We start from the raw sequence: 22817 nt of genomic DNA on the forward strand, positions 1-22817 counted from the left end.
CTGTCATCCTTCCGGAAGGCCCCGATGGGCATGCCTGTTTATTCCTGACCCATGAGCGACTCAGAAGCCAAGAACCTCCAGACCTACACCAGCGGTCCTCTCCGCCTGGCCGTCCTCAAGCGCGATCCCGTGCCCACGAAGCTGCTGCCAGCCCGGGACGCCTGGACGCTGCTGCAGCCCACCCACGCGGTGCGCGTCTGCACCAGCGAGGACCGCGAGGAGGGCGTCATCCGCTCGGGCGACCTGGCCCTGCTGCTGCCGGGCTTCGGTCACACGCTGAAGCGCCACCACGCGAACGCGCCCTTCGGCTTCACGGCGCTGTTCATGGAGGGACCCTTCCCCGAGCCGCTGCTGTCGTCGCTCCAGAACCCGCCCCGCAAGTGGCAGGAGTCCAGCTTCGCCGTCCTGCGCAGCCTCAGCCTCAAGCAGCTGTTCAGCATCTTCACCCAGGAGCTGTCCAACCCCGACGGCGTGCAGCTGATGACGCGCGAGCTGTTCCTCATCCTCCTGGGGGCCGAGCTGTCGCGCCTGACGGAGAAGGAGGACCGGGGCCGCTTCCCCTACCGCCTGAACCGCTCCACCCTTCAGCTGGTGCTGGACCACATGGAAGTCCACATCGGCTCCAAGAACAGCGTGCCGGAGCTGGCCACCATGGCCCGCTGCACGCCGGACCACTTCATCCGCCTCTTCCGCGAGGCCACCAGCACCACGCCCCACCAGTACCTCATCGAGCGCCGCCTCCAGCGGGCCGTGACGCTGCTGGCCAACGGCGAGCGCCCCAGCGACGTGGCCAAGATCCTGGGCTTCTACGACGCCAGCGCCTTCACCCGCGCCTTCAAGCGCCGCTTCGGCGTCCCCCCCAGCGAATACGCCCAGGAAGCCTACGACCGGCAGTTCCCGAAGAAGTAGCGCTTCCGTTCGATCAGACACCCCAGGTCAGGACAAGAAAAAGCCCGGCTTCGCCGGGCTTTTTCGCGGGGGTCCGGGGGTATGCGCGTAGCGCGGAACCCCCGGATGTCACTTGACCGCTTTCTCGGTGACCGTCTTGGCCTTGTCGGCGCCCTTGGTGGTGCCCTTCTTCGACTTCGCCTTGGCCTTGGCGGTGCCGGACTTGGCGGCGCCCTCGCCCTTGGCGGTGGCGACCTTCACCTGATCGCCGGCCACCGGAACGGAGCCGGCCTTGGCGTCTGCCTTGGCCTTCGCGTCGGTCGCCTTCTGATCGGCCTTGGCCTTGGCCTGGTCGCCCTTCTCATCGGTCTTGGCCTTCCCCTTGTCCACCGCGGAATCCGCGGCGCCCTTGAGATCGGCCTTCGTGGGAACCTGGGCCCCCAGCGTCAGCGAAGCGCCCAACAGCAGCGGCAGAGCCACCTTCATCGGAACCTCCCAGCACACTGAAGACTGAAGACCGAGGACTGAAGACTGCCTAAGGCTTGCACACCTTGCAGGCCTTGTAGCCGGCCTTGTCGGCCTCGGCGGCGGAGGCGAAGGAGACCTTGTTGGCATCCTTCATCTTCGAGGCGAGCTTGCAGTCGGCGCGGTGGTAGATCTTGGAGTCCTTGTTGGCCACGATGGCCGTGGAGACGGCCGCGGCCTTGGGTGCGGCGGCCTTGGCCGCAGCGGCGGCCGGGGCGGCGGCGGGAGCGGGCTTGGGCGCGGCCGCGGCGGGCGCGGGGGCCGGAGCAGGCGCGGGCTTGGCGGCAGCCGGTGCGGGAGCGGGCGCAGGCTTCGCGGCAGCGGCCGGTGCGGGAGCGGGCGCAGGCTTCGCGGGGGCGGCCTTGGCCTCGGCCTCCTTCTTCTTCTCCTCGGCCTTTTTGGCCTTCTCTTCGGCCTTCTTGGCTTTCTTCTCGGCCTTCTTCTCGGCGGCGGTCTTGGGCTCGGCGGGCTTGGTCTTGGGTTCCTGGGCCACGGCCAGGATGGAGGCGGCCAGAAGCAGGGCAAACAGGGCGCGGTTCATGGTTTCTCCTCTAAAGGTGGAGCCAGGGTGATCCCCACGCCTCCGCCCTGTCAACGGGGCACGGAGGCGGAAGCGGCGAAGCGGGGCGGACGGCGGGCCCGGGAGGCCTGCTCGTAGGCGTAGGCCAGCTTCAGCAGGGTGCCCTCCTGCCAGGGCGCGCCCACGAAGGACAACCCCACGGGCAGGCCCGAGGCGAACCCGGCGGGAACCGTGATGTGCGGGCAGCCTGCCACGGCGGCGGGGCTGGAGAAGCTGAGGCTGGAGCTGTCGCCGTTGAGGTGGTCGATGAGCCAGGCGGGACCGCCGGTGGGAGCCACCAGGGCCTGGGCCCCGTGCTTCTCCAGCAGGCCGAGGATGTCCTTCCGGGCCTGGGCGCAGGTCTCCAGGGCCTTCCGGTAGGCGGGGTCCGTGAGCGGTCCCTTGGCCTGGGCCTGGAAGACGATCTCCTGGCCGAAGAAGGGCATCTCCCTCGCCTTCTCGCGCTCGTCGAAGGCCATCAGCGCGGCCAGGTCCTTCACGGCGCCGCCGCGGCCGCCCAGGTAGGCGTCGAGGCCAGCCTTGAACTCGTAGAGGAGTACCTCGAACTCGGCGTCGTCGTAGGCCGAGGACTTCAGCTCCACCTCCACCAGTGCGGCGCCCTGGGCCTTCAGCAGCTCCAGGGCGGGCTGGATGACGGCATCCACATGGGCATGCACGCCCAGGAGGTTCTTCACCACTGCGAGCCGCGCACCCTTGAGGCCGTCGGCCAGGAGGAACCGGGTGTAGTCCTTCTCCCGGCGGGCGGCGGCCACGCCGGTGGCGGCGTCTGCCGGATCGGCCCCGGCCAGCGCGTTCAGCAGGATCGCGGCGTCGCGCACCGTGCGCGCCATGGGCCCCGCCGTGTCCTGGGTGCTGGAGATGGGGATGATGCCCAAGCGGCTCACCAGGCCCACCGTCGGCTTCAAGCCCACCAGGCCGTTGGCATTGGAGGGGCTCACGATGGAGCCGTCGGTCTCCGTGCCCACGGCCACGGCGCAGAGGCTGGCGGCGGCGGCCACGCCCGAGCCGGAGCTGGAACCGCTGGGGCTGCGGTCCAGGGCGTAGGGGTTCCGGGTCTGCCCGCCCCGCCCGCTCCAGCCGCTGCTGCTGCGGGTTGAGCGGAAGTTGGCCCACTCGCTGAGGTTGGTCTTGCCGAGGATCACGGCGCCCGCCTCCCGCAGCCGCTTCACCACGGTGGCGTCCTCCTTCGGGACCGGCGCCTCCGCCAGGGCCAGGGAACCGGCGGTGGTCTTCATGCGATCCGCAGTGTCGAGGTTGTCCTTGATGAGTACCGGGATGCCGTGGAGGGGCCCGCGCACCTTCCCGGCCTTCCGCTCCGCATCCAGCGCCTTGGCGATGGCCAGGGCGTCCGGGTTCAGCTCGAGGACCGAGTTCAGCCTCGGCCCCGCCTGGTCCAGGGCGCGGATGCGCGCCCGGTAGCGCCGCACGAGGTCCGCCGACGTCCAGCGCCCCGCCGCCATGCCGGCCTGGAGCGCCTCGATGGTGGCCTCCTCCAGCGCCAGGCCCTTCCCCGCCGAAGGCGCCCTCAGGTCGCCCCCCACCGCCGCCACCGCAGCCGTGGCCAACCCGGCGCCCAGGAAGGCGCGGCGGTCGAGGGACAGGGGATCATCTCGGTGGGGCATGGTTTCCTCGGGGTGGTGTGAGTGGATCATACCTCCCGCCGCCCGCCGGTTCACGGCGCCCGTTGGCCGATTCCGGCCCGCACGGGAGGGTGGACCGCCCCATCCTGGCCCGGTCGGAGGCTTCCATGGCCGCGTTCCTGCTCTGGCTCATCCTGCTGGTGGTCTGCTGGCCCCTGGCGCTCCTGGCCCTGATCCTCTACCCGCTGGTCTGGCTGCTGCTCCTGCCCTTCCGGCTCCTGGGCTTCGCCGTGGAGGGGGTGTTCGGGCTCGTGAAGGGTCTCTTCCTGCTCCCGGCCAGGCTCCTGGGGGGACGGCTGGCGTAAGGAGCCCCGGGAGCTGATATTTGGCCATGAACGCGGCCCACCGGGACGCGGCCACGCGAGCGGGAGGGACCATGGAACTCTACCTGGACGCCAAGGAGACCGAGCTCCTGACACGGATCCTCGACCACAGCCTCGAAGAGATCCGGCGGGAGATCCACCACACGGACCATGCGGCCTTCAGGGCCACGCTCAAGGCCGATCAGGAGCTGATGCAGAAGCTCGCCGTCAAGCTCAAGGCTCCGGCGGCCATGGGGATCTGAAGCCCCTCACTTGGGGACGGCCTCCGGCTCGGGCTTCGGGGCGGGCTCGGTCTTGGGGTTGGATTCGGTCTTGGCGGCAGGGGCTTCCTCGGGTTTCGCCGCCGGCTTGGCGGGCTTGGGCTTCGCCTTGGCCCCCTTGAGGTTGACCACCCGCTGCTGGGCCTCCTTCGCCTTGGCCCGGGCCTCGGTGGCCTTGTCGGACGCAGCCTTCGCTTCGGCCTCCGCCGCCTTGGCGCGGGCCTCCGACGCCCGGATCTGAAGGTCCGCCGCGCGGGTTTCCGCCTCCTTGGCCTTGGCCGCGGCCGCCTTCGCCTGCGACTCAGCTTTGGCGGCGCCGGCCTTCAGGCGCTCCGCCGAGGCCTTGGCGCGCTTGGCCTCCCCCTCCAGGCGGGTGGCTTCGGCCCCGGCGGCCGAGGCCTTCGTCTTCCCGGCCTTCGCGGGCGCGCCGGCGACGAGCAGCGAGGAAGCCAGAAGCAGCAGGATCGGCAGACGCATGGGACCCCCGGGGAATCCCCCAGGGTTCCCGGGGCCGCAGCCGCCTGTCAACCCAGCGCCGCCTCCAGGGCCCCGGCGTGGAGGCCCTTCAGGTCGGCGGCATCCGCATCCAGCAAGGGCTGGCCATCCACGGCGACGGTGATGCGCGACCCGCCCGTGGCGCCGATCTTGGCGAAGGGCACGCGGTGGGTCTGGCAGAGGGTGGCCAGGCTGCCCTCGGCCTCGGGGCTCACGCTGACCACGATGCGGCCGGCAGTCTCACCGAAGAGCAGGCTGTCCAGACGCAGGGCGCCCTTCGCCAGCATCAGCTGGCAGCCCATGCCTTCGCCGTCACCCCCTCCCGTGGTCGCCCCGAAGGCGCTCTCCAGCGCAGCGACCAGCAGGCCGCCCTCGCTGGTGTCGTGGGCGCTGCGGATGAGGCCCAGGCGGATGCCCTCGCGCACGCAGGCCTGGAGGCGCAGCTCCTCGTCCAGCCGCAGCTCGGGGCAGGCGCCCTGCACCTTGCCCGTGCGCAGCTTCAGGTACTCGCTGCCGCCCAGCTCGTCGCGGGTCTCGCCCAGCAGGAAGATGCCGTCATGGGCGGCCCGGAAGCTCGAGCCGCAGAGCCGGTTGCCCACCTTGGCGAGGGCCGTGGCGTCCGGCGCGTCGATGGCGACCGGGCCCGCGCAGTCTTCGATGAGGCCCACGGCGGCGATCATGGGCGTGGGGGCGATGCTCTGGCCTTCGGTGTCGTTGTAGAGGCTCACGTTGCCGCTGACGATGGGCACGTCCAGGGCCAGGCAGGCCTGGCGGATGCCCAGGCAGCCCTGCTCGAAGGTCCACATGTTCTCGGGCTTCTCGGGGTTGCCGTAGTTCAGGCAGTCCGTGAGGCCGATGGGCTCGGCGCCCACGCAGGCCAGGTTGCGGCAGGCCTCGGCCACCGCGTGGGCCGCGCCCCAGAAGGGATCCAGGTAGCAGAAGCGGCTGTTGCAGTCGCTGGACATGGCCACGGCCTTGCCCGTGTCCTGGCCCGCCTCGTCCTTCACGCGGATGATGCCGGCATCGCCGCGGCCCATGCCCAGCAGCGTGTTGCTGCGCACGGTGCCGTCGTACTGCTCGAAGATCCACCGCTTGCTGGCCACGGTGGGCTGCTGGAGGATCTGGCGCAGGGTGCGCTCCACCTCGGCGGGTTTGAGATCCGCAGGCAGCGGCGCGGCGTTCACCGCATCGAGGTAGCCGGGGCGCTGGCGGGGCCGGTCGTATTTCGGCGCCGCGTCCACCAGGGGCTGGATGGGCAGGTTGATGACGGGCTCACCGTGCCAGCTGCCGATGAAACGGCCGCTGTCGGTGACCTCGCCCACCACGCAGGCGTCCAGGCCCCACTTGTGCAGCACCTGGATGATGTTCGGCTCGCAGCCGGGGCGGGCCACCAGCAGCATGCGCTCCTGGCTTTCGCTGAGCATGAGCTCGAAGGGCGTCATGCCCTCCTCGCGCTGGGGCACCTGGTCCAGGCGGATCTCCAGGCCCGTGCCGGCGCGGCTGGCCATCTCGAAGCTGCTGGAGGTGAGGCCCGCGGCGCCCATGTCCTGGATGCCGATGACCCAGTCGGTCTGGAAGATCTCCAGGCAGGCCTCGAGCAGCAGCTTCTCGGTGAAGGGATCGCCCACCTGCACCGTGGGGCGCTTCTCCTCGCTGCCCTCGCCGAACTCCGCCGAGGCCATGCTGGCGCCGTGGATGCCGTCGCGGCCTGTCTTCGAGCCGATGTACATCACCTTGTTGCCGATGCCCGAAGCGAAGCCCTTGAAGATCTTGTCGCTGCGCAGCACGCCCAGCGTGAAGGCGTTCACCAGAATGTTGCCGTTGTAGCTGGCGTCGAAGGCGCAGTCGCCGCCCAGCATGGGGATGCCCATGCAGTTGCCGTAGCCCGCGATGCCCGCGGCCACGCCCTTCACCAGGCCCTTCATGCGCGGCGCATCGATCTCCCCGAAGCGCAGGCTGTTCAGGTTGGCCAGGGGCCGGGCGCCCATGGTGAAGACGTCGCGCAGGATGCCGCCCACGCCCGTGGCGGCGCCCTGGTAGGGCTCGATGAAGCTGGGGTGGTTGTGGCTCTCCATCTTGAAGGCCACGGCCCAGCCATCGCCGATGTCCACCACGCCCGCGTTCTCGCCGGGACCCTGGATGACCCGGGGGCCTTCCGTGGGCAGGTTCTTCAGGTGGATGCGGCTGGACTTGTAGGAGCAGTGCTCGCTCCACATGGCGCTGAACACGCCCAGCTCGGGGTAGGTGGGCATCCGCCCGTCCAGGAGGCGCAGAAGGACCTGCCACTCATCCTTCGAGAGACCCAGCTCCAGAGCCAGGGATTCAGTGACGGCCGGTTCGTGGGCAACGGACATGGAGGCTCCGGAAGCCTTGATTCTAGCGGTTCCGGGCCTTCCGGACGAGGCTTGACACCGACTCGCATTGGAGGGTCAGGGAGCCACCACGGAGGCACGGAGATCACGGAGGGCGCACGGAGGCCTCCGTGGTCCTCCATCATGGGCAGGCCAGAGGCCACTTCCGGCTTCGCCGGAAGCCACGGGAGGCGCCGGACCCGGATGCCCCAAGAAGAATCCGGGCCCGGCGCCTCCCGTGTGCCCATGCTCCGTGCCTCCGTGGTGGCTCTGTATCTCCTAACGCAAGCTGGTATTTGCGCCAGGGGCCCGCCCGTGGGAATGTCCGCTTCCCTCAGGAATCCCTTTCCGTACACTGGAAAGTCACGCACTCGGAGCCTATGACCCCTCCCCGCACCCTGCTCGCCTACAGCGCCCCCCGCAGCGGCTTCGGGGACGAGTGGATGACCTTCCTGCCCATCGGCCTGGGCTACCTGCAGGCCATGCTCAAGGCCCGGGACCTGCCCTGCCGCGTGGCGAACCTGAGCGGCAAGGGCCGCAAGGATATCCTGGCCTACCTGAGGGCCCAGAACCCGGCGGTGGTGGGCGTCTCCATGTTCACCTTCAACCGCAAGCGCTCCTACGAGCTGCTGACCTGGGCCCGGGAGGCCTGCCCCGGCGCCATCCTGCTGGCCGGCGGGCCGCACCCCACGCACCTGGCGGACGAGGTCTTCGAGGACTGCCCGGCCCTGGACGCCATCGTGCAGGGCGAGGGCGAGGCCGTGCTGCTGGGCATCGCCGAGCGGCTCAGGACGGCCCCGGGCTCGGACCTGTGGAAGCGCACGCCGGGCCTCATCCTCCGCGACGGTCGCACCCTGCCCCAGCCGCCCCTGGAGGACTTGGACGCCATCGGCATCCCCGCCGAGCACCTGGAGGCGGACTTCCTGAACGACGTGGGCCAGCTGGCCTACCTCAGCACCAGCCGCGGCTGCCCGGCCACCTGCAACTTCTGCAACACGCCGGAGTTCTGGGGCACCTCCATCCGCTTCCGCAGCGCGCCCTCGGTGCTGCGCGAGATGCGGCTGCTGCGCGAGAAGCACGGCCTCACCTACTTCAGCTTCCGGGACGACACCTTCACCGCCAACCGCGACCGCGTGCTGACGTTGATGAAGGGCATCCAGGAGAGCGGCCTGCACCCCCTGTGGAATTGCCAGAGCCGTGTAAACCTGGTGGACGAGGACCGGCTGGTGGCCATGAAGCGCGCGGGCTGCGAGTTCATGCAGTTCGGCGTGGAACACGGCAGCGAGCGCGTGCTGCAGCTGCTGGACAAGGGCACCAACCTGCGCCACGCCCGGCGCGCCCTGGGCCTGGTGCGCAAGGTGGGCATGAACCTGGGCATCTACCTCATCACGGGCATCCCCGGCGAGACCTGGGCGGACGTAGAGGAGACCGCCGCCTTCATCCGCGACACCCGGCCCCAGGACTGCCAGATCAGCCCCCTGGCCCTCTACCCCGGCACCCGCATGTTCGACCAGTACCGCGCCGAGGGCCGCATCCAGAAGGACTTCTACCGGGCCAGCGGCGACGCCGAGATCTTCGCCCGGGTGGACGGCCACACGGAGAAGGCCCTGCGCCACATCGACCGCGAGGCCCAGCGGGCCAAGGCGAAATCCCACTTCAGTCCCGCCGAGTTCGCCGAGCAGAAACGCTGGCTTGGCTTTTGTTCAGTCACCAACCTGCTCTGCGGTGAAGCCGCCGAGGAGGAGGGCCGCTTCACCGAGGCCGAGGCGGAGTACGCCGAAATCATCGATAAGGAGCCTGCCAATTCCTGGGGCTTCCTGAAGCGCGCCCTGCTGCGGGAGAAGCTGGGCCGGATGGATCAGGCCCGGGCGGACCTCACCGAAGTGCTGGCCTTGGCCCCGGGCAACCCCGAGGCCACGGAGCTGGCCACCCTCTGGGGACTCAAGCAGCACAAGGCGCGGGTGAAGAAGCCCGCCCACGGCCCCACGGCCGAGATGAAGGGCGCCGAGGCCTACCTCAGCCGGCCGAAGATGTGACGCCCACGGGCTGCCCCGGCACGGCGATCCCGGCCCGGAGCGCGCGGCGCCAGGCCACCCAGCCGAGCACGCAGAGCACCTGGTAGACCAGGTAGAGGCCGCTGGTGACGTAGAGCCCCTTGTAGATCAGCAGCCCCACGGAAAGGCAGTTGGCCGCGATCCACACCAGCCAGTTCTCGAGCCACTTGCGGGTCATCATGAACTGGGCCGCGAGGCTGAGGGCCGTGATGAGGGAATCCAGCACGGGCACGGTGCTGTTCGTGTAGTGGCGCAGCAGCCAGGCCAGGACGGCAGTGGTGGCGGCCACCATCAGGGCCAGCAGGACCGCCGGAACCGGACGGACACGGCTCACGGTGAGAGCCCCGTGGTCGCGCCCCCCGTGCAGCCAGCTCCACCACCCGTAGACCGAGATGGCGATGTAGAAGGCCTGGAGCCCCACATCCGCGTAGAGCCCCGCCCGGTAGAACAGCGCGATGAACACCAGGTTGTTGGCGATGCCGACGGGCCAGTTCCAGATGTTCTCCCGGACCAGCAGGGCCACGCAGGCGGCACCCGTCAGGAACCCGAAGACTTCCATCCCGCTGGGCATCAGTCCTCGTGCTTCAGGTTTGGGCTGCGCTCCAGGATCGTGAGGATCAGCCGTTCCAGGTGGTCCACCATGAGGAAGCGGAGGGTGGGGTCCATGGGGCCCGTGTGGCCGGGCTCGCCGCCGCCCCGCAGCACGAAGAAGGGACCCGAGCGCTCGAGGCGGGAGATCCGCTTCCAGAGCAGGCGGCCGGCGCCCAGCTTCCGGGCCAGGGGCGCCGGGAGGGCATTGTGCTCGACGCTGAGGCCCATCTCGTCCACGAGCACCTGGGAACCCTCCACCAGGAGCAGGCCCAGGAGCGTGGCCAGGAGGAGGAGGCTCCCCGCCACCACCGCGCCGAAGGCCGCGACGATGGCGACCCAGAAAGACCAGGTGGGTTCCCCGGCGGCCTCGGCCACCTTCAGGGAGACGCGCAGGACGGGCAGGCGCTCCAGGATCTGGGCCAGGGCGCGGACGCCCACCAGCCAGGATCCGGCGAAGAGCAGTACGGCCATGGCCCGCTGGGCGAAGGAGGGTCTGTAGATGAGGGGCGACCCGACGCTCATCGGGCTTCCATCTCCGCCACGATGGCCTCCGCCGCAGCGGCGGGATCCGGCGCATGGGTGATGGGGCGGCCCACCACCAGCCAAGTGGAGCCCTGCTTCAGGGCCTGGGCCGGCGTCATCACGCGGGCCTGGTCCTGGGTGGCGGCCCCGGCGGGGCGGATGCCCGGCGTGAGGCGGTGGAAGCCTTCCCCGCAGGCGTCGCGGATGGCCGCGGCCTCCCAGGCGGAGCACACGACGCCGCCGCAGCCGGCCTGGTGGGCCAGCTTCGCGTAGGCCAGGGCCAAGTCCTCCGGGCGCCCCGCGTGGCCCAGGGCCGCCAGGGCCTCCCGGTCCAGGCTGGTGAGCACGGTGACGGCCAGCAGTTCCGTCCGGCCTCCAGCGGCGCGATGGGCCCGCACGGCCTCCACGGCCGCCTCCAGCATGGCGGGTCCGCCCTGGGCGTGGACGTTGACCAGGCGCGGATCCAGCTTCAGGACGGCCTCCAGGGCCCGGCGCACGGTGGTGGGGATGTCGTGGAGCTTCAGGTCCAGGAAGACCGGCACCCGCTTCTGCAGTTCCCGGACGAAGGCGGGCCCCTCGGCGCAGAACAGCTCCAGCCCCACCTTCAGCATGCCCACGCGGCCCGCCAGCCGCTCCGCCATGGCCAGGGCCTCCGCCGCCGTGGGCAGGTCCAGGGCCACCACGAGGCGCTCCCGGGGCGTGAGGGTGGATGGGGCTGGATTCAAGGACGACTCCCGTATGATGCGGAGAACCATTCTGCCACCAAGGTGTCTCCGTGCCATTGACCGCCCCGCCGCCCACGCCACCCGCCGAGGTCCGTCCCGCGCCCCCCACCGCCGCCGCGCTGCTGGACCAGGCGCTGGACGCCTACGACTGGGGCCGCCCCCTGCCCGCGGCGCCCAAGGGCCCCGGCGCCGCGGCCCACCGCTGGCTCCAGGCCGCGGCCGCCTTCGATCCCCTGAAGGAAGCGCCGGCCGATCCCTTCCCCGCGGGAACCTCCCGCCGGGAGGCGGAGGCCCTGCGGGCCCTGCTGAAGGCGCCGCAGGGCCAAGTGGCCCCGCGGCTCGCCGCCCTGCCCCTCCGCCAGGCGGGGACAGCCCTGGCCCTGTGGCGCTGGGGCCAGGCCCAGGTCCGCGATGGCCGCTTCAGCCCCGGCCTGCGCCGGGCCTGGGAGGACCGCCTGCTGGCGAAGGGACCCGGCCTCACCCGGGGCTACGCCCTCCGCCACGCCCTCTGCTGGGCCCTGGCCGAGCAGGACGAGGCGCGCTTCGCGGCGATCAAGGCCCGGGCGGACGAGGCCGCCACACCCGTCGTGTCCCGCTTCCAGCGCCTCTTCGGCCTGCTGGGCGGCCGCTCGCCGGTGCTGCGCCTGTGGAGCCTGCCCGGCCTGGACTACCAGGACCTCCGGCTGGACGAGCTGGGGGCGCCCCGCCTGTGGATCCTTCCCGCCGATGCGGAGACCCTGCCGGACCTCCCCGTGGACGTGGCCTGGATCATCCCCAGCCTCGACGCCGGCCAGGATGACCGTAGCGCGAGCATTCCCGGCGGCCTGGCGGCCGAGGCCCGGTCGCTGTCCGACCGGCTCCGCGCCGCGGGCCGGAGCGCCCGCTTCGTCCCCAGCCGGGCCGCCTTCGAGGACCTCGGCATGGCCTGGTTCCCCATCCTCATCGAGCTGGACGGCCAGGGGAACCTCCGGTCCGTCCGCATGGGCGACGCGGCGCCGCGGAAGCCCTGAGGCGGTTTCACGATCAAAAAGCAAATAGATCACCACGAAGGCCACGAAGGCGCCCTTCCGGGCAGGGAAGGAACACGAATGGGTCTCGACCCACCGCGGACATCCCTTTGCGGGCGGCGGCCATGGCGGCCCTGGAAGCCGCCCGGGATCGCCGCCCGCAAAGCCGGTCGCGCAACGCGCGCCCGAGGCCGACGGCCCGGATGTCCTGAGCTGGACGCCAGGGCCTGTCTTCGTGGCCTTGATCTGCTTCTTCGCGTCCTTCGTGCAGGTCTTTGAAATCTTTGGAAGATGAACCTCGGTCCTCAGCCGATGCCGCAGCCCTGAAGCCAGCCGGCCACGGCGCCCCAGACCATCTGCGACCAGTAGTAGAAGCCCCGCTTCACGGACCGGGGCGTGTAGCTGGCGTGGAGCCGGTCCTTGAGCATGGGGTAGTTGCCGTCGGGGTCCAGCACGGCCGCGGCCACGGGGGAGTCGAACTCGTAGGTGATCCAGCGGTCCTGGCCGTCCCACACGAGCCGCTGCTCGTCCCGGTTCTCCAGCCGCACCCAGAGGGTGATGGGCACCTGGATCCCCCCCCGCCGCTCGAGGGTGATGGAGCCCACCCGGCCCGGCGCCGCGGGCTGGGGGGCCGCGAAGACCGGCGCCTTGTCCGAGAAGAGCCAGCCGCCCTGCGTGACCTCCCGGACCTTCACCCCGCGGATGGCGTAGTCGAGGACTTCGGTCCCCTCCACGAAGTCCCGCCAGAAGGCCGACAGGTCCCGGCCGGACACCCGCTCGGCGATCCGCCGGAAGTCCTGCCGCGTGGGGTGGTGGAAGGCCATCTCCTGGGCGTAGGCCCGCATGACCTGCTCCATCACGGGCCGGCCCAGCATGGCCTCCAGCTGGTTCAGGGCCACGGTGGACTTGTCGTAGACCGAGGCGAAGTAGCTGTGCAGGTTGAGTGTGCGGAAGCCGAAGCGGGTGAGCGGATCCGCCGAGGGCAGGCTCCAGTAGCCCTGCCATTCCAGGAAGTCCGTGGGCACCTGGAAGCGCCGCCCCCCCAGCAGGCTGTGGTAGCTGCGCTCCATGGCCTTGTGCGTGAACCAGCTGGTGATCCCCTCGTCCAGCCAGGGCTCCTCGAACTCGTTGCTGGCCAGCATCCCGTAGAAGAACTGGTGGCCGTACTCGTGGGTGGCCACCACCTCCGGCTCGAAGCGCTGCTGGAGCGGATCGAAGGCCACGGAGCCGGCGGTGATCAGCGTCGGGTACTCCATGCCGTCGGCCCCCGCGGCCTCCCTGGGCGTGTCGATGACCGTGAGCGTGGGATAGGGGTATTTGAAATACCACTCCTCGCTCCAGCGCAGGGCGTTCTCCACGGCGCGGCGCTGGCGCTGGAAGTTCCCGCGGTTGCGGTCGTTGATGTAGTAGAAGACCTGCACCCCCCGGTACTCGACCATGGCGGGCTTGCGCCAGCTCTCCCGCGGCATCACGGCCCAGGCGAAGTCGTGGACATCCTCCGCGTGCAGCCGCCAGATGACGTTCAGGGGCCGCTTGGGATCCTGCTCGATCTCCGTCACGAAGTTGGTCTGGGTCCCCGTATGGGCCAGCCCCAGCGCGTTCGGCAGGGACAGGGACACGTCGTAGACGCCGAAGTCCGCGAAATATTCCGTGCTGGCGTGGTAGGCATGGCAGTTCCAACGGTCGCCCTGGTAGACACCCACCTTGGGAAACCACTGGCCCGACATCAGGAAGTCCTCCGCCCAGCCGCTGCGGGCGAAGACCTTCGGATAGCGGTTCTCCCAGGCGATCTCCACCTGGATGGTCTCGCCCGGCGCCACCGGGCGCGGCAGCTTCAGCCAGTGGACCGTCTCGTCCTCGCCCGTGTGGCCCTGGAGGTCCCGGCCGTCCATGCGGGCGCTGATGAGGCGGCAGTAGCCCCAGGAGGTGGACTCGGAGGGCCGGTCCTGGCGGTCGTTCCGCAGGCGGCCGCCGCTCTCCTTGACGAAGAGGCTCTGCGGCCCCTTGAAGGCATTGAGATACAGGTGCAGCGGCAGCTCCTGCGTGGGGGCCGTGCCCGTGTTCCGCCAGGACAGGGTCTCCGTCGCCTCCAGCGTCTTATGCTCGAAATCCAGCACCGCGTCGATCCGGTAGTTGGCGATGCGCGGCGACTTCGGCTTGTCGAACCACTTCTCCGGCGTCCAGGTCCGCGCCGACGCGCCCAGCCCCATGGCCGCGAACAGCACCAGCGCAGCCACCATGCGGCGTACCATCACATCCTCCAGAGCGTCCACCGAGTCTACCAACACCCCCCGCCCTGCGTCCTTGCCACCTCCCGGATCCCTGCTACACTGGATTTCCTACCGCGGGGTGGAGCAGTCCGGTAGCTCGTTGGGCTCATAACCCAAAGGTCGCAGGTTCAAATCCTGCCCCCGCTACCAATCGAACCGGTGACCGGAGCCAAGTGCTCCGGTTTTCGTGTACGCCCATGACGGACGGGCAGGATTTGGACCTGCGAGTGGGATGTGGAGGACGCGACTTGATGTCGCGTCCGGAGCAGACCGGGGGACGGCGAAGCCGGACCCAGTTCAAATCGTGACCGGGGGGGTCGGCGCGAAAGGCGGAGAGCGGCAGGATTTGAACCTGCGAGTGGGATCTCGGAGGCCCTCCGGGGGAGGGCCGGGAGCGAGACCGGGGATCGCGCAGCGGGCCCAGTTCAAATCGTGACCGGATGGGTCGGCGCGAAAGGCGGAGAGCGGCAGGCCTCCGAGAGAGGTCCTCGCCAAGCCCCTACCCTTTCTGCACAAACGGCCTGAACAACTCGCTGGGCAGGGGGATGAAGCTGGTGGTGTTGTGCTCGCTGGAGATCTCCACCATGGTCTGGAGGAACCGCAGCTGGAGGGCGATGGGCTGCTCGGCCATCATGGCGGCGGCCTGCACCATCTTCTCCGCAGCCTGGAACTCGCCTTCGGCGTTGACCACCTTGGCGCGGCGCTCCCGCTCCGCCTCGGCCTGCTTGGCCATGGCGCGCTTCATCCCATCAGGCAGCACCACGTCGCGCACCTCCACCGTGCTCACCTTCACGCCCCACGGCGCGGTCTGGCGGTCGATGATCTCCTGCAGCTGGACATTGATCTTTTCGCGGTGGGCGAGGAGTTCATCCAACTCCGACTGGCCCAGCACCTTGCGCAGCGTGGTCTGAGCGATCAGAGAGGAGGCCTTGAGGAAGTTCTCCACTTTGACCACCGCCGCTTCAGGATCCACCACGCGGAAATAGACCACCGCGTCCACCGTGGCGGGGACGTTGTCGCGGGTCATGACCTCCTGCTTGGGCACGTCGATGGTCACCACGCGCAGGTCCATGCGCACCATGCGGTCGATGAAGGGGATGAGGAAGATCAGGCCCGGCCCCTTGGCACCCTTGAGCTTGCCCCAGCGGAAGATCACCCCCCGTTCGTACTCGCGCAGGATGCGCGCGGCCTGGGGCAGGACGATCAACCCGAGCGCGAGGATCACGACGATCCAGGGGCCCAGGTACAGCACGAATCCGTTCATGGCCGTTCCTCCTTGGAAGTCCCCACCGGTTCCACCGTCAAGGTCAGGCCGTCCCGGGCGGTGATCTCGACCATCTGGCCCGCCTCGATGGGCCCGGCGCTGACGGCATTCCAGTACTCGCCCTCGATGAACACACGCCCGCCGCCCTCGCCGATGGGCTCCAGGGCCGTGACCGTCCGCCCCAGCATGGCCTCGGCCCCAGCCCGGGAAGGCAGGCCCTGGGCGCGCAGGCCGGCTGCGATCACGAAGCTGAAGAACAGGACCGTCACCACGGTGGCGGGCACCATCCACAGCAGCGACAGCCGCAGGAACGGCTCGCTCCGGTCGAACAGCATGAACAACCCCAGGAAGAAGGCCAGGGTGCCGCCCGCCGTGAGCACGCCGTGCGTCGGTGCGAAGGCATCCACCAGGAACAGCAGGATCGCCACGGCGACCAGCGCCAGTCCGGTGATGCTCATGGGCAGGACCGAGGAGAGGTAGAGCAGCAGGAGCAGCGCGATCACGCCCGCCACGCCCGGCAGGATGGCGCCGGGGCTCGTCAGCTCGCCGATGATGCCGTACACCACCACCAGCATCAGGATCAGCATCACCTGGGGATGGGCGATGGCCTGGAAGGCCCTCTCCCGCACCGAGAGGGGGATCACGGACACCGTGGCTCCGGCGGTCTCCAGCCGCCGCCCGCCGACCTCCCGGCCGTCGAGGCGCTTGAGCAGGTCCGGCAGGTCGTCGGCGAGGAGGTCCACCACGTTCAGCTCGAGGGCCCGGTCCGCGCTGATGGCGGCGCTCTCCCGCACCGAAGCCCGCGCCCACTCGATGTTGCGGTGGCGCCGGCCGGCGATGGCCTCCAGGTAGCTGGAAGTGAAGTTCTCCAGCTTCTGCTTCATGACGTCGTCCTGCTTGCCGCCGCCGGGGCCCAGGCCGACGGGATGGGCCGCGCCGATGCTGGTGGAGGGCGCCATCGCCGCCACGTCCGCGGCCATGGTGATGAAGCACCCTGCGCTCCCCGCCCAGGCGCCCTGGGGTGACACGAACACGACCGTGGGGACGGGGGACCGCAGGAAGCTCTGGATGATCTCCTTGGTGGAATCCAGGAGCCCGCCCGGCGTATCCAGCTCGATGACCAGGCACTGGGCGTTCCGGCCCGCGGCCTCGCCGATGGCCCGCGCAAGGTAATCGGCCGTGGCGGGACCGATGGTGCCCTGGACCCGGGCCACGCAGACCTGCCGCTCCGGCACCGGCGTGCCCCAGGCCCCCAGTAAAGCCAGCGTGGCGAAGACCCAGCGGACCATCAGGCGGAGGGTTCCCGCCGAACGCGCCTGGGACCTGGCCCTTCCCCGGAAAACTCGCATGGAGGCCTCGCGGGTACGACCTCATTCTATCGCCGGGGTCCAGAGCCCCTCATACTCGTCCCATGTTCGTGGCGGTGGGGCAGGTTCCTGGACATCCCGAGGCCGTCGCCCGGGCGGCGCGGATCGCGGGCCTGGCCCTGCCGGACGCCACGCGGATGCTGGCGGGCACCCCGCCGCGGATCCTCCTGCGGGCCACGACGGAGGGTGGGGCCATCGTGGCGGCCCTGGCGGCGGAGGGCTTCCTCGCCTGGACCGCGGAGCCCTCTGCCGTCCCCACCGACAGCGCTCGCGTGGTGGTGCGGAGCCTGGACTGGGAAGCGGAGGGCTTCCGGGTCGTGGACGCTCAGGGCCGGGCCCATCCGTGCCCCCTGGCCGCGGTCCGCCTCCTGCAGCGGGGGGCCCGCACCCAGAGCACCACGGAGATCCACAAGACCAAGGAGACCCGGTTCGACCTGGGCAAGGCCGTCCTCAGCGGGGGGCTCCTGATGACCAAGAAGGTGGAGAAGGTGGAGGAACGCACCACCCACGCCAAGGAGCCCTTCCTCCTGGTCCAGCGCGGCGACGGCCTGCCGGACCTGATGGTCTACGAGCACGGCATGGACTACCGGTGCCTCGGCGCGGACATGCGCCCCGCCACCCTGGCCAACCTCGCCCAGCTCGCGGCGCGGTTCCAGGCCCTCTGCCCCCAGGCGCCCCTGGATGACCGCGTGGGCCGCCCGGGCTTCGTGGCCGGCCTGCCCCACCTCTCCGTGGATCCGGTGGACCTGGCCCTGCACCTCGTGTCCGAGGCCCGGCGGAGGGGCTGCTGAGTGCGCTACGACGAGCCGCTCTTCCGCCCCCCCAGCGAGGCCGAGTCGTTCATCCTCCAGGCCACCCTGGGCTGCTCCTGGAATGCCTGCACCTACTGCGCCATGTACCGGGACAAGCGGTACCGGGAGCGGCCTCTGGCGGATGTGCTGGCCGACATCGCCGAGGCGGGTGACCGCTTCCCGGAGGACGTCCGGCACGTCTTCGTGGCAGATGGCGATCCCCTGGGCATGGCCACGGACCACTGGGAGCCCATCCTCCGGGCCCTGGCCGCCGCCTTCCCCCGCTTGCGCCGCGTCAGCACTTACGCCACGGCGCGCAACCTGCTGGAGAAGTCGCCCGGGGAATTGAAGCGGCTCCGGGAGCTGGGCCTGTCCCTGCTCTACCTCGGCCCGGAGTCGGGCGATGACGAGACGCTGCGCCGCATCGCCAAGGGCGCCACGGCGGAGGATCACATCGAGGCGGCCCGCAAGGCCCGGGAGGCGGGCATGGACCAGTCCCTCATCTTCCTGCTGGGCGCTGGGGGACAGGCGCGGAGCGAGGCCCATGCCCGCGCCTCGGGCCGCCTGGCCACGGCCATGGACCCACGCTTCCTCTCCACGCTGACCCTCACGGTGGTGCCCCACACGCCCCTCGCCGCCCTGGAGGAACAGGGGCGCTTCGAGCTCCCGGACCAGCGGGGGCTGCTGACGGAGCTGCGCTGGTTCCTGGAGGAGGCCCACCCCGGCAACGCCATCTTCCGGTCCAACCACGCCTCGAATTACCTGCCCATCGGCGGTCGCCTGCCGAGGGACCGGGAGGCCATGCTCGAGCTGCTGGACGCGGCCCTCGCAGGCCAAGTGCCCCTGCGGCCCGAGTGGGCGCGGGGCCTCTAAAGTAGATGACCGTCAGCGCCGCTTCGCGGCCGGGCAGCCCCTGGAGCCGCCCCCGGCGCTGCAGTGCGAGCAGGCGTTCCCCGCCTTGAGATCCTGGTAGGCCCCGTGCAGGAAGTAGTAGGCGGCCCAGGCGACAGCGGAGGCGGTGAGCAGGATCTGGAGTCTCATGGCCACCTCACGCGAAGCCGAGGGCGCGGCCGGCGACCACGGTGATCCAGGCCAGCCCCCAGCCCAGAGCCAAGCCGTAGACGATGGTGAAGCCCGCCCAGCCCCAGGTTCCAGCCTCGCGGCGGATCATGGCCACGGTGCCCAGGCAGGGCGTGTAGATGAGGGTGAAGACCATGAAGGCCAGGGCGGTGAGGGGGCTCAGGCCGGAGTTGTCCCGCAGGGCCACCTGGAGCGGGCTGAGACGCTCGCCCTCCTTGGGCTCCTCGCTGGCCTGGTGGATGACGGCCATGGTGGAGACCACGATCTCCTTGGCCACGAAGCCCGCCGTGAGGGCGATGACGTCCTTCCAGGCCTCGGGGCGCTTGTGGTCGGGATCCAGGATGGGCCGCAGGAGAGGGGAGGCCTTCTGGCCCAGGCGCGCGGCCAGGCTCGTGTTCACGATGCGGCTCTCATGGGCCAATTGGAGGGCCCGCAGGCGGTCCTCTGCCTCGGCCTGGGGCAGGTTCAGCGTGGCCACGGCCTGCCGCTGCTGCAGGTACTCGGCGGTCCACTCGCGGTTGGCGATGCCGGGATAGCGCGAGAGGAACCAGATCAGCGTGGCGCCCGCGAAGATGGTGGTGCCGGCACGGGTCAGGAAGATGGAGCCCTTCTCCCACATGTGGACGAGCGTGGCCTTCAGGACCGGCAGGCGGTAGGGGGGCAGCTCCATCACGAAGGGGGAGCTGGGGCCGCTGAACAGGGCGCTGCGCAGCATCCGGCCCATGAGCACCGCAAGGGTCAGGCCCAGGAAGTGCATGCCGATGATGGCCAGGGCGGCCTTGAAGGGCGTGAAGAAGGTCCCAGCGATGACGATGAAGACCTGCAGGCGCGCGGAGCAGCTCACCAGGGGCGTCACCAGGATGGTGATGAGGCGGTCCTGGCGGCTCTCGATGGTGCGGGCCGCCTGGACGGCCGGCACGTTGCAGCCGCTGCCCATGATGAGGGGGATGAAGCTCTTCCCGTGGAGGCCCATGACGTGCATGAGCCGGTCCATGATGAAGGCCGCCCGGGCCATGTAGCCCGTGTCCTCCAGGAAGGCGATGCAGCCCATGAGGATCATGATCACGGGCACGAAGACGATCACCGCGCTCACGCCGGGGATGACGCCGTCCACCAGCAGGCTGGTGAGCTCACCGGCGGGCAGGCGGGCGCCGGCGAAGTCCGCCAGGGTCTTGAAGCCCTCGGCGATCCAGTCCTGGGGGATCTTCCCGAGGATGAAGGACACGGAGTACACCGCCGCCAGGATGGCCACGAAGATGGGGATGCCCAGCCACCGGTGGGTGAGCACCGCGTCCAGGCGGGCCGTGGGTGTGAGCCGCTCCTCCGGCGCCGTGGCCACCTCCTTCACCAGGCCGTGGGCGAAGCCGTAGCGGCGCTCGGCGATCAGGGTGGCGCCGTCGGCGCCCAGATGCGGCTCCAGGAAGGCGAAGCTCTTCGCCAGTTGCTGGCTGATGGCCTCGCTGGCGTGGCTCTCCGCCACCCGCCGCTTGGCCTCGGCGTTGTTCTCCAGCAGCTGCAGGGCCAGCCAGCGGGGCGGCGTGGCCGCCTCGAGCTTCTCGTCGCGGCGGATCTCCGTCTCGAGCTTGGCCAGCTCGCCCTCGATGTCGTGGCCGTAGTCCACGGTGATGCGGCGGCAGCGGTTGGACTCGCCCCGGGCCATGGCGGCCAGGAGGACCTTGAGCTCGGGGATGCCCTGCTCCCGGTTGCCCACGGTGGGGATCACAGGGCCACCCAGCAGGGTCTCCAGCGCCGCCACGTCGATGCGGACGCCCCGGGCCTCGGCATCGTCCACCATGTTGAGGACGAAGGCCACGGGCTTGCCCAGCTCCAGCAGCTGGGTGCTGAGGTAGAGGTTGCGCTCCAGGTTCGAGGCGTCGAGGACGTTCAGGACCAGGTCCACCTCGGGGGAGGACAGGAACCCGGCGGCCACGCGCTCATCCTCGCTGCGGGCGGCCAGAGAGTAGGTGCCCGGCAGGTCCACCACCTCCAGCACCGAACCATCCTGCTCGAAGGTGCCGCTGCGCCGCTCCACCGTGACGCCGGGCCAGTTGCCCACGTGGTGCCGCGCCCCGGTGAGGGCGTTGAAGAGGGTGGTCTTCCCGCAATTGGGATTGCCCGCCAGGGCGATGGTGAGGGACATCAGACCACCTTGTGGACGAGGATGCAGGCGCTTTCATCCCGCCGGAGCGACAGGTGGTAGCCCTTGATCACGAGTTCCATGGGGTCGCCCAGGGGAGCCAGCTTCTCCACCCGCAGGCGCACGCCGCGGATGAAGCCCATCTCCAGCAGGCGCTGACGGATCTGGCCCTGGGCCTTCACCTGGTCGACCTCCCCCTGGTCCCCCGGCTGGAGGTCGCTCAGGGGGATTGATAGATTTTGAGTCATAATCTCAACTCCGTGATCCAGTGTAGCTCAGCCTCAGGGTGCAACAAGGTCTAAGTCAAAGGATGTGATCTCCGTCTAAACTGGACCGCAATGAAAGCCTCCAGTCCCCTTACCCTGCCCAATGCACTGACCCTGCTGCGGATCCTGGCGATCCCCTTTTTCGCCATCGCGGTCTGGTACGGGCACCACTGGCAGGCCTTCATCCTCTTCGCCGCCGCGGGGTTCACGGACCTGCTGGACGGCCTCATCGCGCGGGCCTTCGACCAGGGCTCGGACCTGGGCGCGGTGCTGGACCCGGCGGCGGACAAGCTGCTGATGACCACGGCCTTCATCCTCCTGGCCTGGCGCACCCAGGGCATGACCGCCCCCATCCCCGTCTGGGTGGCCATCCTGGCCATCTCGCGGGACCTGGTGATCTCCTTCTACGCCTTCGCCTCCGTGGATCGCCTCAGCGACAGCAAGTTCCACCCGAGCTTCCTGGGCAAGCTGAGCACCGCCGCCCAGCTTGTCGCCGTCTCCCTGGCCCTGCTGTTCAACGCCCTGGGCTACCGGCCCTGGATGGACCCCTTCCTGCCGGAGATGTACTGGCTGGTGGCAGCCCTGGTGCTGGCCTCGGGCATCCACTATTTCGTCCGGGCCACCCGGGCGGCCGCGGCGGGATGACGGACCGGAGCCGGATCCCCCTCCGGTTCGCCCTGGCGGGCGCGGCCGCCCTGCTGGCGCTGTGGCTGCTGCGGAGGGCCCTCGCCCCCTTCTTCTTCGCCATGGTCCTGGCCTACCTGCTGGGGCCCCTGGTGGACCGCCTGGAGGGGCGCCTGGGGCGGCCCTGGAGCGTGGTGGCGGTGCTCATCGCCTTCGTGGCCTCTGCCGCCGGCCTCCTCATGCTCCTGGTGCCCTGGCTGGTGGATCAGGGGGAGCGCCTGGCGGCCTCCCTGCCCGGCTGGAAGCAGGCCCTGGAGGCGAAGCTGCTGCCCTGGTTCCAGGACCACCCGGCCTGGCAGGCGCGGCTGGAGCACGGCTTGGAGGGCCTGGATCCGGGCCTGCTGCTGCGCGGCCTCCGCGCCACGGGCGGCGGCCTCCTGGGCTGTTTCCTCGATCTGCTGACCCTCATCCTCGTGCCGCTCATCCTCTACTACCTGCTTCTGGAAGGGCCGGCCCTCGTGGCCAGCCTCCGGAGTCTGGCGCCGCCGCGGCACCGAGAGCGCCTGGACCGCATGAGCGGAGCCATCCACCAGCGCCTGGGCGGCTACATCCGCGGCCAGGCCGCCGTGGCCGCCGCCATGGCCCTGCTCCAGGGGCTGGCCTTCACGATCCTCGGCGTGCCCTACGCCTGGCTGCTGGGCCTGGTGGCCGGCGTGTCCAACGTGGTGCCCTATTCCCCCTACCTGACCGCCCTGCCGCCCGCCCTGGTGCTGGCCTACCTGGATGGGGGGCGCACGGGGCATCTCGTGACCCTCGCCCTCGTGTTCATCGCCGTGCAGAAGGCCGAGGCCTTCTACTTCACTCCTGTCTGGGTGGGTCGCGCCAGCCGCCTGCACCCCCTGGAGGTGCTGCTGGCCCTCACGGCCTTCGGCTTCTGGTTCGGCGTGCTGGGGCTCGTCTTCGCCGTGCCCCTGGCCGTGGTGTTGAAGGTGGCCACCGAGGAGCTGCTGGAGGACTACCGGGCCCATCCCTGGTTCGGCGAAGAAGCCTGATAGAC

At 70.2% G+C, this 22817-nt stretch carries 23 protein-coding genes and 1 tRNA gene; 10 read left to right on the top strand and 14 right to left on the bottom strand.

From position 1 onward, the window contains the following. The first annotated feature begins 51 nt into the window (after window positions 1–51). On the top strand, window positions 52–909 hold the full coding sequence (locus G398_RS19955; RefSeq protein WP_026854089.1) for an AraC family transcriptional regulator: 858 nt from the start codon (window positions 52–54) through the stop codon (window positions 907–909). 108 nt (window positions 910–1017) lie between these two features. On the opposite strand, the gene G398_RS18685 is transcribed toward G398_RS19955, so the two are convergent. The 3 genes from G398_RS18685 to G398_RS0114195 are packed head-to-tail and all read right to left on the bottom strand — an operon-like array spanning window position 1018 to window position 3615. Continuing rightward, complete coding sequence (locus G398_RS18685; RefSeq protein ID WP_043485478.1) at window positions 1018–1374, bottom strand: hypothetical protein; 357 nt, start codon at window positions 1372–1374, stop codon at window positions 1018–1020. A gap of 49 nt (window positions 1375–1423) precedes the next feature. Beyond that, window positions 1424–1954 carry an Ada metal-binding domain-containing protein gene (locus G398_RS18690; RefSeq protein ID WP_052572046.1) on the bottom strand — a complete coding sequence of 177 codons (531 nt, stop codon included), beginning with the start codon at window positions 1952–1954 and terminating at the stop codon, window positions 1424–1426. Window positions 1955–2004: 50 nt separating this feature from the next. Next, complete coding sequence (locus G398_RS0114195; RefSeq protein WP_084512796.1) at window positions 2005–3615, bottom strand: amidase; 1611 nt, start codon at window positions 3613–3615, stop codon at window positions 2005–2007. Window positions 3616–3740: 125 nt separating this feature from the next. Between G398_RS0114195 and G398_RS0114200 the strand changes: the two genes are divergently transcribed. Further along, on the top strand, window positions 3741–3938 hold the full coding sequence (locus G398_RS0114200; protein ID WP_026854091.1) for a hypothetical protein: 198 nt from the start codon (window positions 3741–3743) through the stop codon (window positions 3936–3938). Window positions 3939–4009: 71 nt separating this feature from the next. Beyond that, window positions 4010–4198, top strand: coding sequence for a hypothetical protein (locus G398_RS0114205; protein WP_026854092.1), 189 nt, complete (start codon window positions 4010–4012; stop codon window positions 4196–4198). Window positions 4199–4204: 6 nt separating this feature from the next. On the opposite strand, the gene G398_RS18695 is transcribed toward G398_RS0114205, so the two are convergent. Then, window positions 4205–4693: a hypothetical protein gene (locus G398_RS18695; protein ID WP_052572048.1), complete on the bottom strand. Its 489-nt coding sequence runs from the start codon at window positions 4691–4693 to the stop codon at window positions 4205–4207. 47 nt (window positions 4694–4740) lie between these two features. Continuing rightward, entirely contained in the window at window positions 4741–7065 is a 2325-nt protein-coding gene (gene purL / locus G398_RS0114215) for a phosphoribosylformylglycinamidine synthase subunit PurL (protein ID WP_026854093.1), read from the bottom strand. A 377-nt stretch (window positions 7066–7442) separates the two neighbouring features. On the opposite strand from purL, the gene G398_RS18700 reads away from it, so the two are divergent. After that, window positions 7443–9098 (top strand): B12-binding domain-containing radical SAM protein, encoded by a 1656-nt coding sequence (locus G398_RS18700; protein ID WP_052572050.1) that lies wholly within the window; start codon window positions 7443–7445, stop codon window positions 9096–9098. Here G398_RS18700 and pnuC read toward each other — a convergent pair. Genes pnuC through pyrF form a run of 3 tightly spaced genes read right to left on the bottom strand, consistent with a single transcriptional unit; the run spans window position 9079 to window position 10984 of the window. Next, window positions 9079–9687, bottom strand: coding sequence for a nicotinamide riboside transporter PnuC (gene pnuC, locus G398_RS18705; RefSeq protein WP_052572051.1), 609 nt, complete (start codon window positions 9685–9687; stop codon window positions 9079–9081). The two genes, G398_RS18700 and pnuC, sit on opposite strands and share 20 nt — an antisense overlap. After that, window positions 9687–10229 carry a hypothetical protein gene (locus G398_RS0114230; protein ID WP_026854094.1) on the bottom strand — a complete coding sequence of 181 codons (543 nt, stop codon included), beginning with the start codon at window positions 10227–10229 and terminating at the stop codon, window positions 9687–9689. The genes pnuC and G398_RS0114230 overlap by 1 nt, the downstream gene beginning before the upstream one ends. Continuing rightward, window positions 10226–10984 (bottom strand): orotidine-5'-phosphate decarboxylase, encoded by a 759-nt coding sequence (gene pyrF, locus G398_RS0114235; protein WP_052572053.1) that lies wholly within the window; start codon window positions 10982–10984, stop codon window positions 10226–10228. Before pyrF ends, G398_RS0114230 begins: the two co-directional genes overlap by 4 nt. Window positions 10985–11004: 20 nt before the next feature. Between pyrF and G398_RS0114240 the strand changes: the two genes are divergently transcribed. Further along, window positions 11005–11964, top strand: a complete 960-nt coding sequence (locus tag G398_RS0114240; RefSeq protein WP_157492434.1) for a hypothetical protein — start codon at window positions 11005–11007, stop codon at window positions 11962–11964. 302 nt (window positions 11965–12266) lie between these two features. On the opposite strand, the gene G398_RS18710 is transcribed toward G398_RS0114240, so the two are convergent. Beyond that, a complete protein-coding gene (locus G398_RS18710) occupies window positions 12267–14213 on the bottom strand; it encodes a M1 family metallopeptidase (protein WP_043485483.1) in 1947 nt (648 codons plus the stop codon). A 91-nt stretch (window positions 14214–14304) separates the two neighbouring features. Between G398_RS18710 and G398_RS0114250 the strand changes: the two genes are divergently transcribed. Next, window positions 14305–14381 (top strand) — tRNA-Met (locus tag G398_RS0114250). Window positions 14382–14730: 349 nt separating this feature from the next. Here G398_RS0114250 and G398_RS0114255 read toward each other — a convergent pair. Together G398_RS0114255 and G398_RS18715 are read right to left on the bottom strand one after the other, a co-directional pair. Beyond that, window positions 14731–15495: a slipin family protein gene (locus G398_RS0114255; protein ID WP_043485486.1), complete on the bottom strand. Its 765-nt coding sequence runs from the start codon at window positions 15493–15495 to the stop codon at window positions 14731–14733. Next, window positions 15492–16784, bottom strand: coding sequence for an NfeD family protein (locus tag G398_RS18715; protein WP_043485488.1), 1293 nt, complete (start codon window positions 16782–16784; stop codon window positions 15492–15494). The genes G398_RS0114255 and G398_RS18715 overlap by 4 nt, the downstream gene beginning before the upstream one ends. Before the next feature lie 122 nt (window positions 16785–16906). On the opposite strand from G398_RS18715, the gene G398_RS0114265 reads away from it, so the two are divergent. Next, a complete protein-coding gene (locus G398_RS0114265; protein ID WP_026854098.1) occupies window positions 16907–17653 on the top strand; it encodes a hypothetical protein in 747 nt (248 codons plus the stop codon). Beyond that, window positions 17654–18526: a radical SAM protein gene (locus G398_RS0114270; RefSeq protein ID WP_026854099.1), complete on the top strand. Its 873-nt coding sequence runs from the start codon at window positions 17654–17656 to the stop codon at window positions 18524–18526. A 12-nt stretch (window positions 18527–18538) separates the two neighbouring features. On the opposite strand, the gene G398_RS20925 is transcribed toward G398_RS0114270, so the two are convergent. The 3 genes from G398_RS20925 to G398_RS0114285 are packed head-to-tail and all read right to left on the bottom strand — an operon-like array spanning window position 18539 to window position 21118. Further along, a complete protein-coding gene (locus tag G398_RS20925) occupies window positions 18539–18694 on the bottom strand; it encodes a hypothetical protein (RefSeq protein WP_157492435.1) in 156 nt (51 codons plus the stop codon). Window positions 18695–18701: 7 nt separating this feature from the next. After that, on the bottom strand, window positions 18702–20873 hold the full coding sequence (gene feoB / locus G398_RS0114280) for a ferrous iron transport protein B (protein WP_026854100.1): 2172 nt from the start codon (window positions 20871–20873) through the stop codon (window positions 18702–18704). After that, window positions 20873–21118 carry a FeoA family protein gene (locus G398_RS0114285; protein WP_084512775.1) on the bottom strand — a complete coding sequence of 82 codons (246 nt, stop codon included), beginning with the start codon at window positions 21116–21118 and terminating at the stop codon, window positions 20873–20875. The genes feoB and G398_RS0114285 overlap by 1 nt, the downstream gene beginning before the upstream one ends. Window positions 21119–21208: 90 nt before the next feature. On the opposite strand from G398_RS0114285, the gene pgsA reads away from it, so the two are divergent. Both pgsA and G398_RS0114295 read left to right on the top strand, forming a co-directional pair. Next, entirely contained in the window at window positions 21209–21781 is a 573-nt protein-coding gene (pgsA, locus tag G398_RS18720; protein WP_043485491.1) for a CDP-diacylglycerol--glycerol-3-phosphate 3-phosphatidyltransferase, read from the top strand. Continuing rightward, the gene (locus G398_RS0114295; protein ID WP_026854102.1) at window positions 21778–22812 is read left to right on the top strand and encodes an AI-2E family transporter; all 1035 of its coding nucleotides are present in this window, start codon (window positions 21778–21780) and stop codon (window positions 22810–22812) included. Before pgsA ends, G398_RS0114295 begins: the two co-directional genes overlap by 4 nt. Window positions 22813–22817: the final 5 nt, after the last annotated feature.

The organism is Geothrix fermentans DSM 14018 (assembly GCF_000428885.1).
GTDB lineage: Bacteria > Acidobacteriota > Holophagae > Holophagales > Holophagaceae > Geothrix > Geothrix fermentans.

Bases quoted from the DNA above. Each gene is read 5' to 3' on its own strand.
- G398_RS19955 (WP_026854089.1), top strand. From the start codon at position 52: ATGAGCGACTCAGAAGCCAAGAACCTCCAGACCTACACCAGCGGTCCT.
- G398_RS18685 (WP_043485478.1), bottom strand. From the start codon at position 1,374: ATGAAGGTGGCTCTGCCGCTGCTGTTGGGCGCTTCGCTGACGCTGGGG.
- G398_RS18690 (WP_052572046.1), bottom strand. From the start codon at position 1,954: ATGAACCGCGCCCTGTTTGCCCTGCTTCTGGCCGCCTCCATCCTGGCC.
- G398_RS0114195 (WP_084512796.1), bottom strand. From the start codon at position 3,615: ATGCCCCACCGAGATGATCCCCTGTCCCTCGACCGCCGCGCCTTCCTG.
- G398_RS0114200 (WP_026854091.1), top strand. From the start codon at position 3,741: ATGGCCGCGTTCCTGCTCTGGCTCATCCTGCTGGTGGTCTGCTGGCCC.
- G398_RS0114205 (WP_026854092.1), top strand. From the start codon at position 4,010: ATGGAACTCTACCTGGACGCCAAGGAGACCGAGCTCCTGACACGGATC.
- G398_RS18695 (WP_052572048.1), bottom strand. From the start codon at position 4,693: ATGCGTCTGCCGATCCTGCTGCTTCTGGCTTCCTCGCTGCTCGTCGCC.
- purL (WP_026854093.1), bottom strand. From the start codon at position 7,065: ATGTCCGTTGCCCACGAACCGGCCGTCACTGAATCCCTGGCTCTGGAG.
- G398_RS18700 (WP_052572050.1), top strand. From the start codon at position 7,443: ATGACCCCTCCCCGCACCCTGCTCGCCTACAGCGCCCCCCGCAGCGGC.
- pnuC (WP_052572051.1), bottom strand. From the start codon at position 9,687: ATGCCCAGCGGGATGGAAGTCTTCGGGTTCCTGACGGGTGCCGCCTGC.
- G398_RS0114230 (WP_026854094.1), bottom strand. From the start codon at position 10,229: ATGAGCGTCGGGTCGCCCCTCATCTACAGACCCTCCTTCGCCCAGCGG.
- pyrF (WP_052572053.1), bottom strand. From the start codon at position 10,984: ATGGTTCTCCGCATCATACGGGAGTCGTCCTTGAATCCAGCCCCATCC.
- G398_RS18710 (WP_043485483.1), bottom strand. From the start codon at position 14,213: ATGGTACGCCGCATGGTGGCTGCGCTGGTGCTGTTCGCGGCCATGGGG.
- G398_RS0114255 (WP_043485486.1), bottom strand. From the start codon at position 15,495: ATGAACGGATTCGTGCTGTACCTGGGCCCCTGGATCGTCGTGATCCTC.
- G398_RS18715 (WP_043485488.1), bottom strand. From the start codon at position 16,784: ATGGTCCGCTGGGTCTTCGCCACGCTGGCTTTACTGGGGGCCTGGGGC.
- G398_RS0114265 (WP_026854098.1), top strand. From the start codon at position 16,907: ATGTTCGTGGCGGTGGGGCAGGTTCCTGGACATCCCGAGGCCGTCGCC.
- G398_RS20925 (WP_157492435.1), bottom strand. From the start codon at position 18,694: ATGAGACTCCAGATCCTGCTCACCGCCTCCGCTGTCGCCTGGGCCGCC.
- feoB (WP_026854100.1), bottom strand. From the start codon at position 20,873: ATGTCCCTCACCATCGCCCTGGCGGGCAATCCCAATTGCGGGAAGACC.
- G398_RS0114285 (WP_084512775.1), bottom strand. From the start codon at position 21,118: ATGACTCAAAATCTATCAATCCCCCTGAGCGACCTCCAGCCGGGGGAC.
- pgsA (WP_043485491.1), top strand. From the start codon at position 21,209: ATGAAAGCCTCCAGTCCCCTTACCCTGCCCAATGCACTGACCCTGCTG.
- G398_RS0114295 (WP_026854102.1), top strand. From the start codon at position 21,778: ATGACGGACCGGAGCCGGATCCCCCTCCGGTTCGCCCTGGCGGGCGCG.